The sequence below is a fragment of the Nocardia violaceofusca NBRC 14427 genome, from assembly GCF_963869435.1.
Taxonomy (GTDB): Bacteria; Actinomycetota; Actinomycetes; order Mycobacteriales; family Mycobacteriaceae; genus Nocardia; species Nocardia aobensis.
Genome location: NZ_CAWMPM010000035.1, coordinates 38,058 through 54,519, shown reverse-complemented (window position 1 = coordinate 54,519; position 16,462 = coordinate 38,058). Strand labels below are relative to the sequence as shown.

The window sequence follows — 16,462 nt, the reverse complement described above, 5'->3', positions numbered from 1 at the left end:
TCCGCGACTGCGCCCGCCGCAGCGGGCGCAGACCGGGTTTCGCCGGGTCGGCAACGCCCTGGTCGACCCGGCCTATCGGCCGATCCGTTGCTCGACAGCGCTCGCGCGGTCCGGGTCGCGATAGTTGTTGAGCACCACCGCGAGACATCCGAGGGCGATGACCGCGCCGGCCGCGAACATCGCCGGATAGCCGATGTGCAGCGCGTTGTGCAGCAGCGACAGCAGCGCCGGCGAACCGAATCCGAGGTAGCTCACCGAGTAGAACACCGCGGTCAGCCCGGCGAGATCGTCCGGCCGGGCGATCCGCTCGATCTCCTGCAGTCCGGCGACCATGCCGATACCGAACCCGAATCCGAGCACGGCCGCGGTCGCGATGACCGCCCACAACTGCAGAGTCGCCGCCGCGTACACCGACGCGGCCATGCCGGCCGTGGTCAGCGCCAGCGACAGCGCCGCGATCCGCGCGGTACCCGGCAGGTCGATCCGCCGCGCCCCCGACTGGATCGCGAAACCGCATCCGAGCGTGATCACCGTGATCAGCGCGGAGAACGCGATCGGCGTTCCGGCGATGCGGTCGGACGCCAGCGTCGGCAGGATCGCGTACGCGGCCGCGGCGGAGGTGAACAGCCACAGCGCCAGGGGTAATGCGATGCAGCGGAACCGCCGATGGCCCGCCGCCGGAATCCGCAGATCGTCGCGCAGCGGCTTGCGAACCGGTTGCGGCGCCACGGTTTCCGGTGCGCGCAGCACTCGGACGGCAGCGATCAGGCACAGCGCCACATTGATCAGATAGGCCAGGGTCGCGGGCCACGGCGCCCACTGTGCCAGCACGCCCGCCACTCCGGCTCCGATGGCGAAACCGCCGGTGAGACTCATCGCCGAGCGCCGAGCCCCGGTGCCGGGGGCCGAGGCGGGCCCGAACGGCGGTTGCGAGAGTTCCTTCAACCAGCTGCTGCCCACGGCCATCGCCAGCCCGAGACCGACTCCGCACAGGACGCGCCCGATCGACAGCATCGGCACGACGCCGGAACCGAAGGCCAGCAGTGTCGATCCCATCGCGGTGATCAGCGGTGCGGGCCGCATCAGCCGCCGCCTGCCGTAGCGATCCGACAGCGGTCCACCGATCAGCAGCGCCGGCACGATGCCCAGGACGTACTCGAACAGCAACAGATTCACAGTGGTGACCGGCAGGCCGTCGTTCTTGTACATCACCAGCAACGGGGTGAATTCGTTTCCGCCCCAGGCGATCGCGAAGATCGCCGCGGCCACGCCCCACCAGGCGCGAGGGGCGGTGGCGACGCGGGCCGGACGGAGGTCGACGGCGGCCGGTGCGGTCATCACAGTCCTCTCAGTTCGAGCTGGTGCACACCCGACAGATGGTCGGCGAGTGCGGTATCGAAGGCGGCGGGATCTCCGGCGGCGATCAGATCCGTCAGCCGCGCGTGCTGTTCCACGATGCGGGCGGTATTCATCGGCGCGCGGTGCAGGGCGGCGCTGTTCATCCGCCGCTGGCGTTCGCGGAGCGAGTCGTAGAACCCGGTGAGCAGCGGGTTGCCCGCGGCCACCACATAGCCGCGATGAAAGTCGGTGTCCTCGGTGGCGAAGCGCGACAGCGCCTGCCCGTCGGAGGCATCGAGGTTCGCGACGAGTTCGCGCTGGCGGGTGAGCGATTCGCGCAGTGTGTCGAGCAGCGGCGGGCGGTCGTCGGCGGTGAGGGCGCGCACCGCCGCGGTCTCCACGACATAGCGGGCATGTGCGACGTGTTCGGCCTCGTGTGAGGGGATCGGGACCACCAGCGCGCCGCGCTTGGGATACAGCCGCATCCAGCCCTCGGTCTCCAACCGCAGGAACGCCTCCCGGACCGGAGTGCGGGAGGTACCCAGATCGTTCGCGATCTCACCCTCGCTGATCAGCTCTCCGCCGGGCAGCGCGCCGGTCAGAATGCGCTCCTTGATCTCGCGATAGGCGCGCTCAGCGGCTGAATACGTCTTAGACACAAGTTGTAGCTTAGTCGGGACATGGGATGATTTGCCATGTGGGTGCGGACACGTCCGACCTGCCCTCGTGGTGCGTAGTGGCGGCCGCAGCCGATGTGACGCCCCGCACAGTACTGCCCGGTAATGCTGTTTGGGTTGCCGCTGAGCTGGGAATACGGCCGACTATCGGCGGGGTTGCGCGATCGTTTCCGGCAGGGCCGGTCGTCGGTGTTGACCTCCGCCGCTGTAGGTGTAACTATGGGAAACAGTTACCCATGCGAGATGGAGAGGCTGTGACGACGATGTCCGTTGCCGCGACGCCGGAAGTAGACCCTGTGGTCGCCGAGGCCATGGAATACGCCCAGAAGCTGCTCCTGCTGTCCGAGGGGTCGGTCAACAAGCACTTCGATCCGTTCACCGACATCGACTGGGACAACCCCGACTTCGCCGCGACCGCCGGCGAGAAGCGGTGGATCCTTCCGGAATCCGCCGACCCGCTGGGGCGTCACCCCTGGTACAAGGCGCTGTCGGACGAGCAGAAGATCGCCCTCGGCAAGTACCGCCAGGCCAATGTCGCCAAGGTCGGCCTGCAGTTCGAGTCGATCCTGATCAGCGGCATGGTCACGCACAACTTCAGCCTGCCCAACGGTTCGCCCGAGTTCCGGTACTGCTCCCACGAGATGATCGAGGAGCACAACCACACCCTGATGTTCCAGGAGATGGTCAACCGAATCGGCATCGACGTGCCGGGGATGGGCCCGCTGGTCCGCAAGCTCCGCTACTTCGCCGCACCGGTCGCCGCCCGGTTCCCGAACCTGTTCTTCATGGCGGTCCTCGCCGGTGAGGAGCCGATCGACCACATCCAGAAGCAGATCCTGCGCTCCGGCGAGGAAGTGCATCCGATCATGCGCGGAGTCATGGCGATCCACGTCGCCGAGGAGGCGCGCCACATCTCCTTCGCGCACGAATTCCTGAAGAAGCATGTGCCGGAGTCGAATCCGGCCGCGAAGTTCGTACTGTCGTTGGCCATGCCGATCGTGATGTGGATCCTCGGCCGGTCCATCGCCACCCCGCCGAAGTCCTTCTTCAAGGAGTTCGACATCCCGGAGGACGTCCGCAAGGAACTGTTCTACGGCTCCGCGGAGGCGCAGCAGACCTTCGCCGACTACTTCATCGACGTGCGGGCGCTGGCCAAGGATCTGGGCCTGATGAACCCGATCTCGAAGAACGTCTGGAAGCTGCTGAAGATCGACGGTCCGGCCAGCCGGTACCGCTCCGAGCCGCAGCGCGCCAAGACCAAAGCCGCCTGAAGGGTAGCCATACAGTGCCGTATGTAGTCACCCAGTCGTGCTGCAGCGACGCCTCCTGCGTCTACGCATGCCCGGTCAACTGCATTCATCCCACGCCCGACGAACCGGACTTTCTGACGGCGGAGATGTTGTACGTCGACCCCGCGGCATGCGTGGATTGCGGGGCGTGTGCCACGGCCTGCCCGGTGGACGCCATCACCTCCTCGAAGAAGCTCACCGCGGAGCAGAAGCCGTTCATCGAGATCAACGCCGATTTCTATCGTCAGGCGCGTCCGCGCCCCCTGCTGGCCAAGCCGGTGCCCGCCGCCGAGGTCGACACCGATCGGGGCGCGATGCGCGTCGCGATCGTGGGTTCGGGCCCCTCGGCGATGTATGCCGCCGACGAGCTGCTCACCCAGCCGGAGGTGACGGTGACGGTGTTCGACCGGCTGCCGGTGCCCTACGGCCTGGCCCGCCACGGTGTCGCACCCGACCACACCCGGACCCGGCAGGTGAGCCGGTTGTTCGATGTGATCTCCGCGCAGCCCGGATTCGGGTCGTACCTGAATGTGGCGGTGGGCGACGATATCTCGCACGCCGAACTGCTCGACCACTTCGACGCGGTGATCTACGCGGTGGGCGCCTCCTCCGACCGCAAACTCGGTATCCCCGGCGAGGGCCTGCCCGGCAGCCTGTCCGCGACCGAGTTCGTGGCTTGGTACAACGGCCATCCCGACTACGCGCAGCGCAGTTTCGATCTGACGCAGCGGCGCGCGGTGATCGTCGGCAACGGCAATGTCGCGCTCGACGTGGCCCGGATTCTCACCATGGATCCCGAACTGCTCGATGCCACCGAGGTGTCGCCGGCGGCGCTGGACGCACTGCGGCACAGCAAGATCGAGGAAGTGGTGATCGTGGGTCGCCGCGGCCCGGCCGAATCCGCCTTCACCGTCCCCGAATTCGTGGGGCTGCTCGGCTCCGATCTCGACATCGTCGTGGAAGGTGATGTGCCGGAACCGACTCCGGACATGCCGCAGAAGATCGAGCAGAAGCTGAAGTTGCTGCGCAGTGTGGCCGACCGCCCGGTGGGCGCGCGCAAGCGCATCGTCTTCCGCTATCTGTCTTCGCCGGTGGCGCTGGTCGGTACCGACCGGGTGACCGGAATCGAGCTGGTGCGCAACGAACTCGTCACCGACGAGGCCGGTGTCACCCGGGCCGTCGCGACGGAGGAGACCGAGACCCTGGATACCGCATTGGTTCTCGCCTCGGTGGGTTACCGCGGTGTGGCCGTGCCCGGGGTGCCGTTCGACGAGCGCGCCGGTGTCATCCCGAACGCCGACGGCCGGGTGCTCGAATCCGCCGACGGCGCGGTGGTTCCGGGAACCTACGTGACCGGCTGGATCAAGCGCGGCCCGACGGGCTTCATCGGCACCAACAAATCCTGCGCACAGCAGACGGTGCGGCAGCTGGTCGACGACTTCAACGCCGGCCGCCTGCGCCGGCCCACCGCAGACGCCACCGATTTCGATCGGCTGGTCCAGCGCCGCCGCCCCGACGCGGTGCGCGGCGGTGCCACGGCCCAGCCGTGGTGGAAGCGCAAGCTGCTCGCTCGCTCCTGAGCCGGATACCTCGACCGACCGCCCCGATCCGTCCGGATCGGGGCGGTTGTCGTTTCGGCAACCATCCAGCCATTCGGCATGACGCCTCGAATTCGGTCTCGTGAATGTCATTGTCGCAATTCCATAGAAAACCGGTCGGTATTCCATGGGATCAACTGTGAAATGGCCAGTTTTGCCAGCTATTCTCCTGCGGTAGGTGAATTCAGCCTTCCGATCTTGTTCTCCACTGTGCTCTAGCAGGTCTTTTGTGTGTTCGGCCGGTGAGTGTGAAAGCTTTTCCGCCCATTCGGTTTCCGTGATCGAGACCGACCAGCTAACCTGTGTTCGCTATTTGGTAAACGACCGCGACCGCATGGTTGAACCACTGGGGCCGTGGTCTCGGTGCGTTGACGGGATGGCAATGACGGTTGGCTTCGGCATGAGCATCGGCACAGTGAATTCCGTGTGGGCGGCAACTGCCGGTGATCGCGACCGTCCGGCGGTCCGCGTGCGCCGCACGGCGGTTACCGTCGACCGATCCGGCGCGGTGCGGGTCGGGGGAGTGCCTCGATTCGCGCCGGTGGTCACGGATTTCGCCGATCTCACCCAGCCGCGCGAGCCCGTGTCGCTGGGCGGCCTGATCCGATCCTCGGCCGATCTGGTCGCGGCGGTGGCGACCTGCCTGATCGATCCCAGCGCTCCGGAGGCCGGACCGGTCCTCACCCATCCCGCCTGCTACACCGACCGGCAGATCGCGTCGCTGCAGTACGCGCTGCATCGCCGCGGCGCCTTCGATGTGATTCTGATGCCCGAACCGGTGGCTGCGGTGGAATGGCTCGACGACGAATACGGCGTCACCGCAAGCAGTTCCACGCTCGTCTACGATCTCGGCGCCAACAGTCTGGACGTCGCGGTGGTCCGGACCGAGGCCGAATGGAATCAGCGCGGAGTGCTCGGCTCGGCGCTGCGATCCGATGCCTACGGCGGCCGGCCGCTGGGCGCCGTCCTGGCACGCTACGCACGGACCCTGGCTCCGGACGTGCCGGTCCCGGTGTCGAAGGTGGTGCCGGCCGAGGACACCCGTCGCCTGCGGACGTGGCATGTGCGCAATTCCCTTCGGGTGGTGCGCGATTGCCTGCAGAGTGCGCGGGTGAGCATCGACGACATCGACCGCGTGTTGCTGGTCGGGGGCGCCGCGCGGCCGGTCGAGGTCGCGGAGGTGCTGGCCGAATTGGGCCCCCCGGTAATCGTTCCGCCGGATCCGGCGCATACGGTCGCGACCGGTGCCGCCATCGCCTCGGCCCGATTCGCCGCGAGCAACAGCAGTGTCGGGCGGTATGCCCGGGGCGCCGCGGTCGTGTCCTCCGCCGCGGTCGTCTCCGCTCTCGCGATGTCGGCGGCGACCATGATCGGCGGTGGCCCGGTCGGTACCGACGGGCCGATCATGGAATTCGCCCCCGCGCTGGCCGGTCCGGCGGACGCGTTGCGGGAGCAGGTCGGTGAGCTGCCGCAGCCGCCGGGATTCGGCGCCGGATTCGCGGCGCTGGCGGCCCGCGCCGACACCCTGATGGGCACCTCGCTGTCCGGTTTGCGCGGCTACGCCGGTGCGGCGCACGACTTTTCGCGCAGCATGACCGATCGGGTGGAGAACGCGCTGCGCGACTACGGTGCCGTGACACCCTGCGTGCCGCCCCGCGCGAGGACCTACTCCGACCCGGCGCGTTTCACCAATCCCATGCCGTTCGTGAACTCGGGTGCGGCGGCGCTCCTGGCCGCCGGCGCCGCGGCCCGTAACCTGCCCGGCACGGGACACCCCGGTCAGCCGGGATCCGGTGACCAGGGCACCCCACCCGCCGGCGGCTCGACACCCGGAAACTCGTCGAAGCCCGGGAACCCGGCGCCGAAACCCGCCGGCACAGCGGACGGTTCCATCACGCCCGCGCCCGGTACGAACCCCGCGCCCAACGGCGATACGACCGCGACCACCGGTGCGACGTCAGGAGATTCGCATTCCGGCGATACCGCGTCCACTCCGGGGTCCGGACACTCGGGCGGCACCGCCGACAGCGGTGCGGGCTCGGGCGCGACGTCGGAGGCCGACGCGAATTCGGCCGGGGGTTCGAGTACATCATCGAACGGCTCGGGTTCGACCAGCGCCGAATCGCATGGGCCGCGTGGCGACTCCGCGAACTCCGGGGGAACGCAGAATTCGGGCGCAGAGAACTCGGGTGCCGAGAACTCGGGTACGGACCACTCCGATACACGGAGCTCGGAAGCCGCGAACTCGGGCGCGGCACACTCCGATGACGCCACGAACTCCGGCACCGGAACGAACCCCGGTAGTGCGGGAACGACCGGCGACGCCACGAATCCGAACGGTACGGCGAACGCGGGGGACCACGCGAAGCCCGGTCCGCCCGCTCCCGCCGGCGGCGGCACCGATTCCGCGCCCGCCGCAGGAGCCCAATCCGGCCCCGGCACATCGTCTTCCGATCCCGTCCCCGGCGCCGGAACGGCCCGGACTCCCGGCCCCGGGGGCAGCACGGCCACGCCTCCCGGCGGCGCCACCCGCCCCGGCGCGACGAACCCCGCCCCGGCGGCCCCCGTCCGCCCCGGCATCGTCGCGCCGAGCCACCCCGGTCTGGGCGCCACCCCCGGTGGTGGCTTCCACGGTGGTGGACTGGGCGGTGGGCTCGGCGGTGGTTTCCATGGCGGTTTCGGTCACTGACACCGCTCACCGAGCGGGTTCGGCCACCGATGCCGGGCCTGCGACTACGAGGCTGTGTGCTGATCCAGGACGTCGAGGTAGTGCTGGTTGGACATGATGCCGAGCAGATTGCCGAACGGGTCGATCACCGAGGCGGTGACGAAGCCCGGACCGCGTTCGGTGACGGGCTGATGTTCGGCGGCGCCGAGTTCCCGGAGCCGCCGCAGAGACGCGTCCAGATTGTCGACATGCCAGTACAGCAGCGCGCCGCCGGTCCGGTGGGCGGGGTCCGGGCAGTAGCGGCGGTCGATGATGCCGAGTTCCTGCCGGTAGTCGCCGATGCGGAATTCGATATAGCCCGGAACTTCGAAATACGGTGCGGTATCCAGTAATTCGCTGTACCAGTGCTTGGCGGCGTCCAGGTCGTCGGCGTAGTAGGACACGGTCGTCATTCCTCGCAGCATGGGTTTCTCCTCGGTCGTTGCGGTGTCTCATACGATCTTCGCGCGCAAAGTGCTCACCGAATGAGCACTTTGTTGGGCAGAATTGCCGCATGCGCGCCGACCGTCTGATTGCCACGCTGCTCCTGATGCAGGCGAGGGGCCGGGTGACCGCCGCCGAGGTCGCCAGGGAGCTCGAGGTTTCCGTGGCGACCGCGCGCCGCGACCTCGAGGCGCTGTCGTCGGCCGGTGTTCCGGTCTATCCGCAGCCTGGTCGCGGCGGGGGCTGGGCGATGGTCGGCGGCGCCCGGACCGATCTCAGCGGAATGAAAGCCGACGAGGCGCGGGCGCTGTTCCTGCTGCTCGGTCCGGCCGCCTCGGGATCGCCGGCCACCCGCTCGGCGCTGCGAAAACTGTTGCGGGCCTTGCCGGAGACGTTTCGGGAGGAGGCGTTGGCCGCCTCGGCGGCGACGCTGATCGATCCGGCCGGCTGGGGCCGGCAGCCGCACGCCGAGCCGGCGGAGGTCGCGCTGTTGCAGCAGGCCGTCACCCGGCGGCGACCTGTCCGCTTCCGCTACGGTCCGGCCGGTCGCGACCGTGTCGTCGAGCCGTGGGGCGTCGTCGGCAAGGATGCGGTGTGGTACCTGATAGCCGGAACCGATCGAGGGCGCCGGACCTATCGGGTCGATCGGATGAGCGAGGTGACCGTCGAAGACGGCGTCACCGTCGTCCCGGCGGATTTCGACCTGGCGCAGGCGTGGTCGGAAATCGTCGAACAGATGGAACGCCGCCGCGGCGACGTGTCGGCGATCGTGCACGCCGATGCCGGGATCGTGCCGGTCCTGCGTGATCGGCTGGGCCGGCACTGCGTCGAGGACGGTCCGGTCGACGACGGCCGGGTACGGCTGCGGATCAGTGCGCACCTGCCGCGCGCGATCGCCGAACAGCTCGCCGGATTCGGGAGACGCCTCGAAGTCGTTGCCCCCGAATCGATTCGGCGCGAGCTGGCCGCGCTGGCGGCCGAACTCACCCTGATCTATCGCTGATCCGAGGGCTCAGCGAGCGGTGAAGCCACCGTCGACGGCGACCGCCGCGCCGGTGACGAAGCTCGCCTCGTCGGAGAGGAGGTAGGCGCACAGGGATGCGATCTCCTCCGCGCGCGCGATCCGGCCGAGGGGATGCAACGCCGCGACCGCTGCCTCGCCTTCGGGTGTCGCGCCCATCGACGAGCGGAAGGAGGGAGTATCCACCGCGCCCGAGACCAGGGCGTTGACCCGCACGCCCGCGGCGGCTGTCTCCAGCGCTACCGCGCGGGTCAGGCCGACCACGCCGTGTTTGGCCGCGACGTACGGAGCGACCGAGGCCATGCCGACCACGCCGAGGTTGGAGGCGTTGTTGAGAATCGCCCCGCCGCCGGACGCCAGCAGCGCCGGGACCTGGGATCGCAGACCGAAGTACACGCCGGTGAGATTCAGTTCCAGATCCGCCCGCCAGCCGTTTTCGTCGATGTCCTGCACCGGGCCGAAGGCGTTGACCGCCCCGGCGTTGTTGAATGCCGCGTCCAGCCGTCCGAATTCGTCGATCGCGGTGCGGGTGAGCCGCTCCACGTCCTCGGCGACGGTGACGTCGGTCGGCACGAAGACGGCCCGGCCGCCCTCGGCCCGAATGTCCGCGGCGATCCGGTCCCCGGCCTCCTTACCGCGAGAGCCCAGCACCACCGCGGCTCCCTCGGCCGCCACGCGCCGGGCCACGGCCGCACCGACCCCGCTGCTCGCGCCGGTGATCAGCACGACCTTCGATTCGAACCGGTTGTCCATCGTCGTCTCCATATCTGCTGTTTCCACATCCGTTGTCTGCCACGTGATCTCGCGGCAGCTGTCAGTCAAGTTGTGCGGAGCCGGCAAAGCTGGCGGGATTCGGACCTATAGTTGATGCGTCATGCAACGCTCGGGCCGGCATACCGCCGGGTAACGGAGGCGGAGCTGTCAGTGCGGATGCACGATCGGTGACAATGACTCGGTGAACAGTCCTCGACTGATTGCCCTGGATGTGGACGGGACCATCCTGCAGGCGGGCGCACCCATGAGTCCGCGGGTGCGTGCGGCGGTGCGCGCCGCGGTCGATGCGGGCGCCCACGTGGTGATCACCACCGGCCGCACCCTGCTGGCCACCCGTCTCGTGATGGAGGAGCTGGGACTCGAGGAGGGGCAGGCGCTGTGCTCGAACGGCGCTGTGCACGTCGACATTTCGAACTGGGAGCCGCTGGCTGTGCACACCTTCGACCCGGAACCGGCGGTCGCGACACTGCGTGCAGTGCTGCCCGACATGGTGCTGTCGGTGGAGAAGGTGGGTGTGGGCACCTGGGCCACCGGCTACTACCCCGGCAGTTTCCGGCTCGGCGAATTCCGCTTCGTCGACGATGCGGAGTTGAGCCTGGAACCCACCACGCGGCTGAACGGCTGGTGGCCGGGCGGCAGCCTCGACGAAATGATCGACGCCGTCGGCGAACTCGATCTCCCCGGCGCCGGCTGGGTGCACGGCGAGGACGAACCGTGGCTGGTCGCGTCCAAGCAGGGGGTGTCCAAAGGCTGGGCGCTGGAACAACTACGCCTGGCCCTCGACATCCCGCTGGAGCAGACCCTGGCCATCGGTGACGGGTACAACGATATCGAAATGCTCACCTGGGCAGGGCATTCCGTCGCCATGGGGAATGCCGTGGCCCCGGTCCACGAGCTCGCCGACGAGACGACCGCCGATATCGGCGAGGACGGGGCGGCCCTGGTGCTGGAGCGCTGGTTCGGGGGATGAGCCCCGGCGCGCGAAGCCGCGCGACCGACGCGAGGCCGAGCCCGAATCAGGCCGAGAGTTCGAGGGACAGCCGCCCGGCGGCGTGATAGCGGTCGAGCGCGACCTCCGTGAGAAGCCGGTGCGGCCCGATCGGGGGTGCGTGTACGAGGCCGGGTTCGGCGTCGGCCAGCCGATCGATGAGCAATCCGGGGGCGAGGAACCACGGGGCGACCATCACCCGGCGGGCTCCCCGGCTGCGCAGTTCCGACGCCGCTCGGGTCAGCGACGGCTGCGTGGTCGCGAAGCAGATCGCGGACCGCCAGCCGGTGCCGTGCGTGAGCGCCGCCGCGACTTCGGCGGTGATCCGGTTGGCGGCCGCGGACGAGGAGCCGACGGCTGCGACCGCGATACCCAGGCCGGCGTCGTCGCGATCGGCGCCGGCGTCGAACGCTCGATCCCGCAACGCCGCCACGAGCCGTGCGTCGGTTCCGAGCACATCGGCCTGCGTGATCCGCAGCAACGGATGCCGGTGGCGGGCGGCCGCCAGCATGCCGGGCAGGTCCACCCGGGCGTGAAACGCGCTGCCCAGCAGCAACGGAACGACGATGGCTTCGGTATGTCCCTGTGCCGCAACGGCATCGATGACCTGCTCCACCGAGGGAGTGTTCAGATCCAGGAATGCCAGTCGTACGTCGACATCCGGACGCTGTTGGGCGATCTCGGCGACTACGGCCGACATCGTCGCCGCGGACCGCGGATCACGGCTCCCGTGTGCGACCGCGATGAATGCCGGGGCGCGCCCGTTCCCGACTGCGGCAAGTCCGGTGCCGGAGGGCATCGCGGGCGCGGCGAACGGCCGCAGCGACCGCTCGCCGTTCCCGAATGCTCCACCGGCCGAACTCATCTCAGTTACCGACCTCGACCGAGGTCAGCACGTCGCCCACCAAGCCGGCGGCCAGGGTGTTACCGCCCGCCGGGTCGATGAGCAGGAAGCTGCCGGTGTAGCGGTTGACCCGATAGTCGTCGGCCGCGATCGGCTCCGCGACGCGCACCGAGATGCGGCCGATATCGTTGAGCGCCAGCGATTCCGGATTCGGATCGGCGGCCAGGTTCTGCTCGTCGAACCGCTCGATCAGCGCGCCGACGATGGCCTGCGTGGTCCGGGTGCCGTGCTTGAGCAGCAGGCGGGCGCCGGGCCGCAGCGGCTTGTCGCCGAGCCAGCAGACGGTGGCGTCGAACGAATCGATCGGTTCGGGTGCGTCGGCGGCCGCGACGATGGTGTCGCCTCGGGAGATGTCGACGTCGTCGGTGAGCAGCAGGGTCACACTGCGGCCGGGCTGGGCCGAGGGCAGTTCGCCGTCGGCGGTGTCGATGCGGTCGACCGTGGTCCGGATACCGGAGGGCAGCACCACGACCTCGTCGCCCTTGGACACCACGCCCGCGGCGACCTGTCCCGCATATCCGCGATAGTCCGGATACTCCGCCGTCCGCGGGCGGATCACGTACTGGACGGGGAAGCGCAGACCCACCTGATGGCGGCCGGTGCTGTCGGCATCGACCGGCACCGACTCCAGGTGCTCGATCAGCGACGGACCGTCGTAGAACGGAGTTTTCTCCGACCGCGACGCGATGTTGTCACCGTGCAGCGCCGACACCGGAATCTCGACGACGTCCTCGGCGGCCCAGCCGAGTTTGCTCGTCAGCTCGGTGAACTCGGTCACGATCTGGGCGAAGACCGCTTCCGCATCGTCGACCAGATCGATCTTGTTCACCGCCAGCACCAGCTTCGGCACACCCAGCAGCGCCATCACCGCGGCGTGGCGCCGGGTCTGCTCGATGACGCCCTTACGGGCGTCGACCAGCAGGATCACCAGCTGTGCCGTCGACGCGCCCGAGACGGTGTTGCGGGTGTACTGCACGTGGCCCGGGGTGTCGGCGAGCACGAAGGACCGCTTCGGCGTCGCGAAGTACCGGTAGGCCACATCGATCGTGATGCCCTGTTCGCGTTCGGCGCGCAGCCCGTCGACCAGCAGCGAGAGATCGGGAGTGGCCAGACCCTTGTCGACCGAGGCCCGGGTGACGGCGTCGATCTGGTCGGCCAGCACCGATTTCGTGTCGTAGAGCAGACGTCCGACCAGTGTGGACTTGCCGTCGTCGACACTGCCGGCGGTGGCCAGTCTCAGTAGGTCGGACATCAGAAATAACCCTCTCGCTTGCGGTCTTCCATGGCGGCCTCGGAGACGCGGTCGTCGCCGCGGGTCGCGCCACGTTCGGTGAGTCGCGACGCGGCGACCTCGGCGAGGATGTCGTCGTTGGTCGCGGCATCGGAAAGTATTGCGCCGGTGGTGGATCCGTCACCGACGGTGCGGTAGCGCACCGACTTGACGACCAGCTCCTCACCCTCGCGCGGACCACCCCAGGAACCCGGGGTCATCCACATGCCGTCACGCTGGTACACCGGCCGCTCGTGCGCGTAGTAGATGGTCGCGAGTTCGACGTTCTCACGCGCGATGTAGCGCCAGATGTCGAGTTCGGTCCAGTTGCTCAGCGGGAACACCCGCACGTGCTCACCGGGCGCGTGCCGGCCGTTGTACAAGTTCCACAGTTCCGGGCGCTGCCGCTTCGGGTCCCAGCGGCCGAACGCGTCGCGCAGCGAGAAGATCCGCTCCTTGGCCCGCGAACGCTCCTCGTCGCGCCGGCCGCCGCCGAAGACCGCGTCGAAGCGATTCTCGGTGATGGCGTCCAGCAGCGGCACGGTCTGCAGCGGGTTGCGAATACCGTCGGGCCGTTCGGTGAGCCGGCCGTCGGCGAGGTACTCCTCGACGCTGGCGACGTGCAGCCGCAGCCCGTACTTCTCGACCACGTGATCGCGGAAGGCCAGCACCTCGTCGAGGTTGTGGCCGGTGTCCACGTGCAGCAGCGAGAACGGCAGCGGCGCGGGCCAGAAGGCTTTCAGCGCCAGGTGCAGCAGGACCGTGGAGTCCTTACCGCCGGAGAACAGGATCACCGGCCGCTCGAATTCGCCCGCCACCTCACGGAAAATGTGGATGGCTTCGCTCTCGAGGGCGGCAAGGGTATCGAATTGTGTATCGGTCACCGTTGAAGTCATGAGGCGTGCAACCCGCATTCGGTCTTGGCGAGGCCGGCCCAACGGCCGCTTCGCGGATCGGATCCCGGTTCCGGCTTCCGTGTGCACGGAGCGCAACCGATGGACGGATATCCCTCCTCGACGAGAGGGTTGACGAGAATGCCGTGCTGGTCGATATACGCGGCCATCTCGTCGTCGGACCAGGCGGCGATCGGGTTGATCTTCACCAGGCCGAAGCCCTCGTCGAAGGAGATCAGGGGCGCGTTGGCCCGGGTCGGGGCCTCCACGCGCCGGATGCCGGTCACCCACGCGTTGTAGGGAGCCAGCGATCTCTTCAGCGGCACCACCTTGCGCAGCCGGCAGCATTCACCGGCGTCGCGGGCGAACAGATCCTTGCCGAGCAGCTGATCCTGTTCGGCGACAGTATTTTCGGGCTGCACGTTCACGATGTTCACGCCGTACACGGTCTCGACCGCGTCCCGGGTGCCGATGGTCTCGGCGAAGTGGTAGCCGGTGTCGAGGAACAGGATGTCGACGCCGGGCCGTACCTGCGCGGCCAAGTGCACCAACACGGCGTCCTGCATATTCGAGGCGACGATGTAGCCGGAACCGAAGATGTCCTCGGTCCACTGCAGCAGTTCGGTCGCCGAGGCGTCCGGGCCCAGCCGCGCCGCGCCGTCCTCGGCGATCCCGCGCAGCTCGGCTTCGCTCAGCTTGTCCAAAGTGGTTGCCATACTGAATCTCCCGTTACCGAAGGTCGGCCTCGTCGGCGCGGACAGCCCATTGCGCGAACCGCTCGCCGTCGTTGCGGTTCTTGACGAAATTGCGGACCACACGCTCGATGTAGTCGCCGAGCTCCTCGCTGGTCACCTTGTGCTGGCGTAGCTTGCGGCCGAAGGCGGCATCGAGCCCGAGAGTGCCGCCCAGATGAACCTGGTAGCCCTCGACCTGATTCCCGTTGCCGTCGTCGACCAGCTGGCCCTTGAAGCCGATATCCGCGATCTGCGAGCGGCCGCAGGAGTTGGGGCAGCCGTTGATGTTGATCGTGACCGGCACATCGAGTTGCGCGTTGATGTCGGCCAGGCGCTGATCGAGTTCGGGCGCGAGCACCTGCGAACGCTTGCGGGTCTCCACGAACGACAACTTGCAGAACTCGATACCGCTGCAGGCCAGCAGGTTTCGCCGCCAAGCGGACGGGCGGGCCTGAAGTCCGAGCGGCTCCAGCTCACCGATCAGTTCCTCGACCTTGTCGTCGGGAACATCGAGCACTACGAGCTTCTGGTACGGGGTGAACCGGATCCGATCGGCGCCGATCCGCTCGACCGCGTCGGCGACCTTGGTCAGGATCGTGCCCGACACGCGGCCCGCGATGGGGGAGAAGCCGATCGCGTTGAGCCCGTTGCGCAGCTTCTGCACACCCACGTGGTCGATGGGACGGGTGGGCTTCTCCGGCGCCGGGCCGTCGATGAGCTTGCGCTGCAGGTACTTGGTCTCGAGAACTTCTCGGAATTTCTCGACGCCCCAGTCCTTGATCAGGAACTTCAACCGCGCCTTGGTCCGCAGGCGGCGGTAGCCGTAGTCGCGGAACAGCGAGACGACCGCCTCCCACACATCGGGCACCTCCTCGAGCGGCACCCAGGCGCCGACGCGCTGAGCGAGCATCGGGTTGGTGGACAGGCCGCCGCCGACCCACAGATCGAAACCGGGCCCGTGCTCGGGGTGTTCGACGCCGATGAAGGCCACGTCGTTGATCTCGTGGACCACATCCTGCTGGCCGGAGATCGCGGTCTTGAACTTGCGGGGAAGGTTCGAGTACTCCTTCTTACCGATGTAGCGGCGGGTGATCTCCTCGACCGCCCAACTGCCGTCGATGATCTCGTTCAGCGACTCACCGGCCAGCGGGGAGCCGAGCACCACGCGCGGGCAGTCGCCGCAGGCCTCGGTGGTCTGCAGGCCGACCGCCTCGATGCGCCGCCAGATCTCCGGGACGTTCTCGATCTCGATCCAGTGGTACTGGAGATTCTCGCGATCGGACAGGTCGGCGGTGTCGCGGCCGAACTCCGTGGAGATCTGACCGAGGGTGCGTACCTGCTCGACGTTCAGCGCGCCACCGTCGCAGCGGATGCGCATCATGAAGTACTTGGCTTCGAGCAGATCGATGTTCTCGTCACCGGTCCAGGTGCCGTCGTAGCCCTGCTCGCGCTGGGTGTAGAGGCCCCACCAGCGGAAGCGGCCGCGCAGATCGCTCTTGTCGATCGAGTCGAATCCGCCCTTGGCGTAGATGTTCTCGATGCGCGCGCGGACGTTGAGCGGATTGTCGTCCTTCTTGCTCTGCTCGTTCGCGTTCAACGGCTCCCGGTAACCGAGGGCCCACTGGCCCTCGGACTTGCGGCGGACCGGCTTGCCGGTGCGTTCGCGCGGCCCGGAGGCCTCCGGACGGGGCCGGGCACGACGCTCGCGGGCGAGGCGTTCACGATCGGCGCGAACGGACTCGGGGGTGGGACCGGCGTCGGTACTCGACGTCATAGGGTCGCTCCTGAAGAAGATGGATCAGGCCTTGCGGCAGGCGGGAGGGGC

Annotated in this window: 14 protein-coding genes; 5 read left to right on the top strand and 9 right to left on the bottom strand. The window is 68.3% G+C overall.

Annotated elements, in window-relative coordinates; genetic code table 11:
* Positions 1 to 72 precede the first annotated feature (72 nt).
* Positions 73 to 1,338 carry an MFS transporter gene (locus AC5592_RS26945; RefSeq protein ID WP_063065856.1) on the bottom strand — a complete coding sequence of 422 codons (1,266 nt, stop codon included), beginning with the start codon at positions 1,336 to 1,338 and terminating at the stop codon, positions 73 to 75.
* Positions 1,338 to 1,997: a GntR family transcriptional regulator gene (locus AC5592_RS26940; protein ID WP_063065855.1), complete on the bottom strand. Its 660-nt coding sequence runs from the start codon at positions 1,995 to 1,997 to the stop codon at positions 1,338 to 1,340. Before AC5592_RS26940 ends, AC5592_RS26945 begins: the two co-directional genes overlap by 1 nt.
* A gap of 281 nt (positions 1,998 to 2,278) precedes the next feature.
* Here AC5592_RS26940 and AC5592_RS26935 point away from each other — a divergent pair, with 281 nt between their 5' ends.
* The 3 genes from AC5592_RS26935 (at position 2,279) to AC5592_RS26925 (ending at position 7,591) form a co-directional block, all read left to right on the top strand.
* Positions 2,279 to 3,286: an AurF N-oxygenase family protein gene (locus tag AC5592_RS26935; RefSeq protein ID WP_036499660.1), complete on the top strand. Its 1,008-nt coding sequence runs from the start codon at positions 2,279 to 2,281 to the stop codon at positions 3,284 to 3,286.
* A gap of 14 nt (positions 3,287 to 3,300) precedes the next feature.
* On the top strand, positions 3,301 to 4,884 hold the full coding sequence (locus AC5592_RS26930; RefSeq protein ID WP_063065854.1) for an FAD-dependent oxidoreductase: 1,584 nt from the start codon (positions 3,301 to 3,303) through the stop codon (positions 4,882 to 4,884).
* Positions 4,885 to 5,302: 418 nt separating this feature from the next.
* Positions 5,303 to 7,591 carry an Hsp70 family protein gene (locus AC5592_RS26925; protein ID WP_063065853.1) on the top strand — a complete coding sequence of 763 codons (2,289 nt, stop codon included), beginning with the start codon at positions 5,303 to 5,305 and terminating at the stop codon, positions 7,589 to 7,591.
* Positions 7,592 to 7,635: 44 nt separating this feature from the next.
* Here the strand turns inward: AC5592_RS26925 and AC5592_RS26920 are convergent, their stop codons facing one another.
* Positions 7,636 to 8,034: a VOC family protein gene (locus AC5592_RS26920; protein WP_036499676.1), complete on the bottom strand. Its 399-nt coding sequence runs from the start codon at positions 8,032 to 8,034 to the stop codon at positions 7,636 to 7,638.
* Between the two features lie 89 nt (positions 8,035 to 8,123).
* Here AC5592_RS26920 and AC5592_RS26915 point away from each other — a divergent pair, with 89 nt between their 5' ends.
* Positions 8,124 to 9,056: a helix-turn-helix transcriptional regulator gene (locus AC5592_RS26915; protein WP_063065852.1), complete on the top strand. Its 933-nt coding sequence runs from the start codon at positions 8,124 to 8,126 to the stop codon at positions 9,054 to 9,056.
* A 9-nt stretch (positions 9,057 to 9,065) separates the two neighbouring features.
* On the opposite strand, the gene AC5592_RS26910 is transcribed toward AC5592_RS26915, so the two are convergent.
* Positions 9,066 to 9,854: an SDR family NAD(P)-dependent oxidoreductase gene (locus AC5592_RS26910; protein ID WP_232329573.1), complete on the bottom strand. Its 789-nt coding sequence runs from the start codon at positions 9,852 to 9,854 to the stop codon at positions 9,066 to 9,068.
* A gap of 175 nt (positions 9,855 to 10,029) precedes the next feature.
* On the opposite strand from AC5592_RS26910, the gene AC5592_RS26905 reads away from it, so the two are divergent.
* Positions 10,030 to 10,818: an HAD family hydrolase gene (locus AC5592_RS26905; protein ID WP_036499679.1), complete on the top strand. Its 789-nt coding sequence runs from the start codon at positions 10,030 to 10,032 to the stop codon at positions 10,816 to 10,818.
* A 46-nt stretch (positions 10,819 to 10,864) separates the two neighbouring features.
* On the opposite strand, the gene AC5592_RS26900 is transcribed toward AC5592_RS26905, so the two are convergent.
* The 5 genes from AC5592_RS26900 to AC5592_RS26880 form a co-directional block, all read right to left on the bottom strand.
* Entirely contained in the window at positions 10,865 to 11,635 is a 771-nt protein-coding gene (locus tag AC5592_RS26900; RefSeq protein WP_063065889.1) for a sirohydrochlorin chelatase, read from the bottom strand.
* A 67-nt stretch (positions 11,636 to 11,702) separates the two neighbouring features.
* Complete coding sequence (locus AC5592_RS26895) at positions 11,703 to 12,992, bottom strand: sulfate adenylyltransferase subunit 1 (protein ID WP_063065851.1); 1,290 nt, start codon at positions 12,990 to 12,992, stop codon at positions 11,703 to 11,705.
* Positions 12,992 to 13,924, bottom strand: a complete 933-nt coding sequence (gene cysD, locus AC5592_RS26890; RefSeq protein ID WP_086007204.1) for a sulfate adenylyltransferase subunit CysD — start codon at positions 13,922 to 13,924, stop codon at positions 12,992 to 12,994. The genes AC5592_RS26895 and cysD overlap by 1 nt, the downstream gene beginning before the upstream one ends.
* Positions 13,903 to 14,619, bottom strand: coding sequence for a phosphoadenylyl-sulfate reductase (locus AC5592_RS26885; RefSeq protein WP_036499685.1), 717 nt, complete (start codon positions 14,617 to 14,619; stop codon positions 13,903 to 13,905). Before AC5592_RS26885 ends, cysD begins: the two co-directional genes overlap by 22 nt.
* A gap of 13 nt (positions 14,620 to 14,632) precedes the next feature.
* A complete protein-coding gene (locus AC5592_RS26880) occupies positions 14,633 to 16,411 on the bottom strand; it encodes a nitrite/sulfite reductase (protein WP_036499687.1) in 1,779 nt (592 codons plus the stop codon).
* Between the last annotated feature and the right edge of the window lie 51 nt (positions 16,412 to 16,462).

Bases quoted from the DNA above. Each gene is read 5' to 3' on its own strand.
- AC5592_RS26935 (WP_036499660.1), top strand. From the start codon at position 2,279: ATGTCCGTTGCCGCGACGCCGGAAGTAGACCCTGTGGTCGCCGAGGCC.
- AC5592_RS26895 (WP_063065851.1), bottom strand. From the start codon at position 12,992: ATGTCCGACCTACTGAGACTGGCCACCGCCGGCAGTGTCGACGACGGC.
- AC5592_RS26915 (WP_063065852.1), top strand. From the start codon at position 8,124: ATGCGCGCCGACCGTCTGATTGCCACGCTGCTCCTGATGCAGGCGAGG.
- AC5592_RS26945 (WP_063065856.1), bottom strand. From the start codon at position 1,338: ATGACCGCACCGGCCGCCGTCGACCTCCGTCCGGCCCGCGTCGCCACC.
- cysD (WP_086007204.1), bottom strand. From the start codon at position 13,924: ATGCGGGTTGCACGCCTCATGACTTCAACGGTGACCGATACACAATTC.
- AC5592_RS26880 (WP_036499687.1), bottom strand. From the start codon at position 16,411: ATGACGTCGAGTACCGACGCCGGTCCCACCCCCGAGTCCGTTCGCGCC.
- AC5592_RS26900 (WP_063065889.1), bottom strand. From the start codon at position 11,635: ATGCCCTCCGGCACCGGACTTGCCGCAGTCGGGAACGGGCGCGCCCCG.
- AC5592_RS26885 (WP_036499685.1), bottom strand. From the start codon at position 14,619: ATGGCAACCACTTTGGACAAGCTGAGCGAAGCCGAGCTGCGCGGGATC.
- AC5592_RS26920 (WP_036499676.1), bottom strand. From the start codon at position 8,034: ATGCTGCGAGGAATGACGACCGTGTCCTACTACGCCGACGACCTGGAC.
- AC5592_RS26925 (WP_063065853.1), top strand. From the start codon at position 5,303: ATGAGCATCGGCACAGTGAATTCCGTGTGGGCGGCAACTGCCGGTGAT.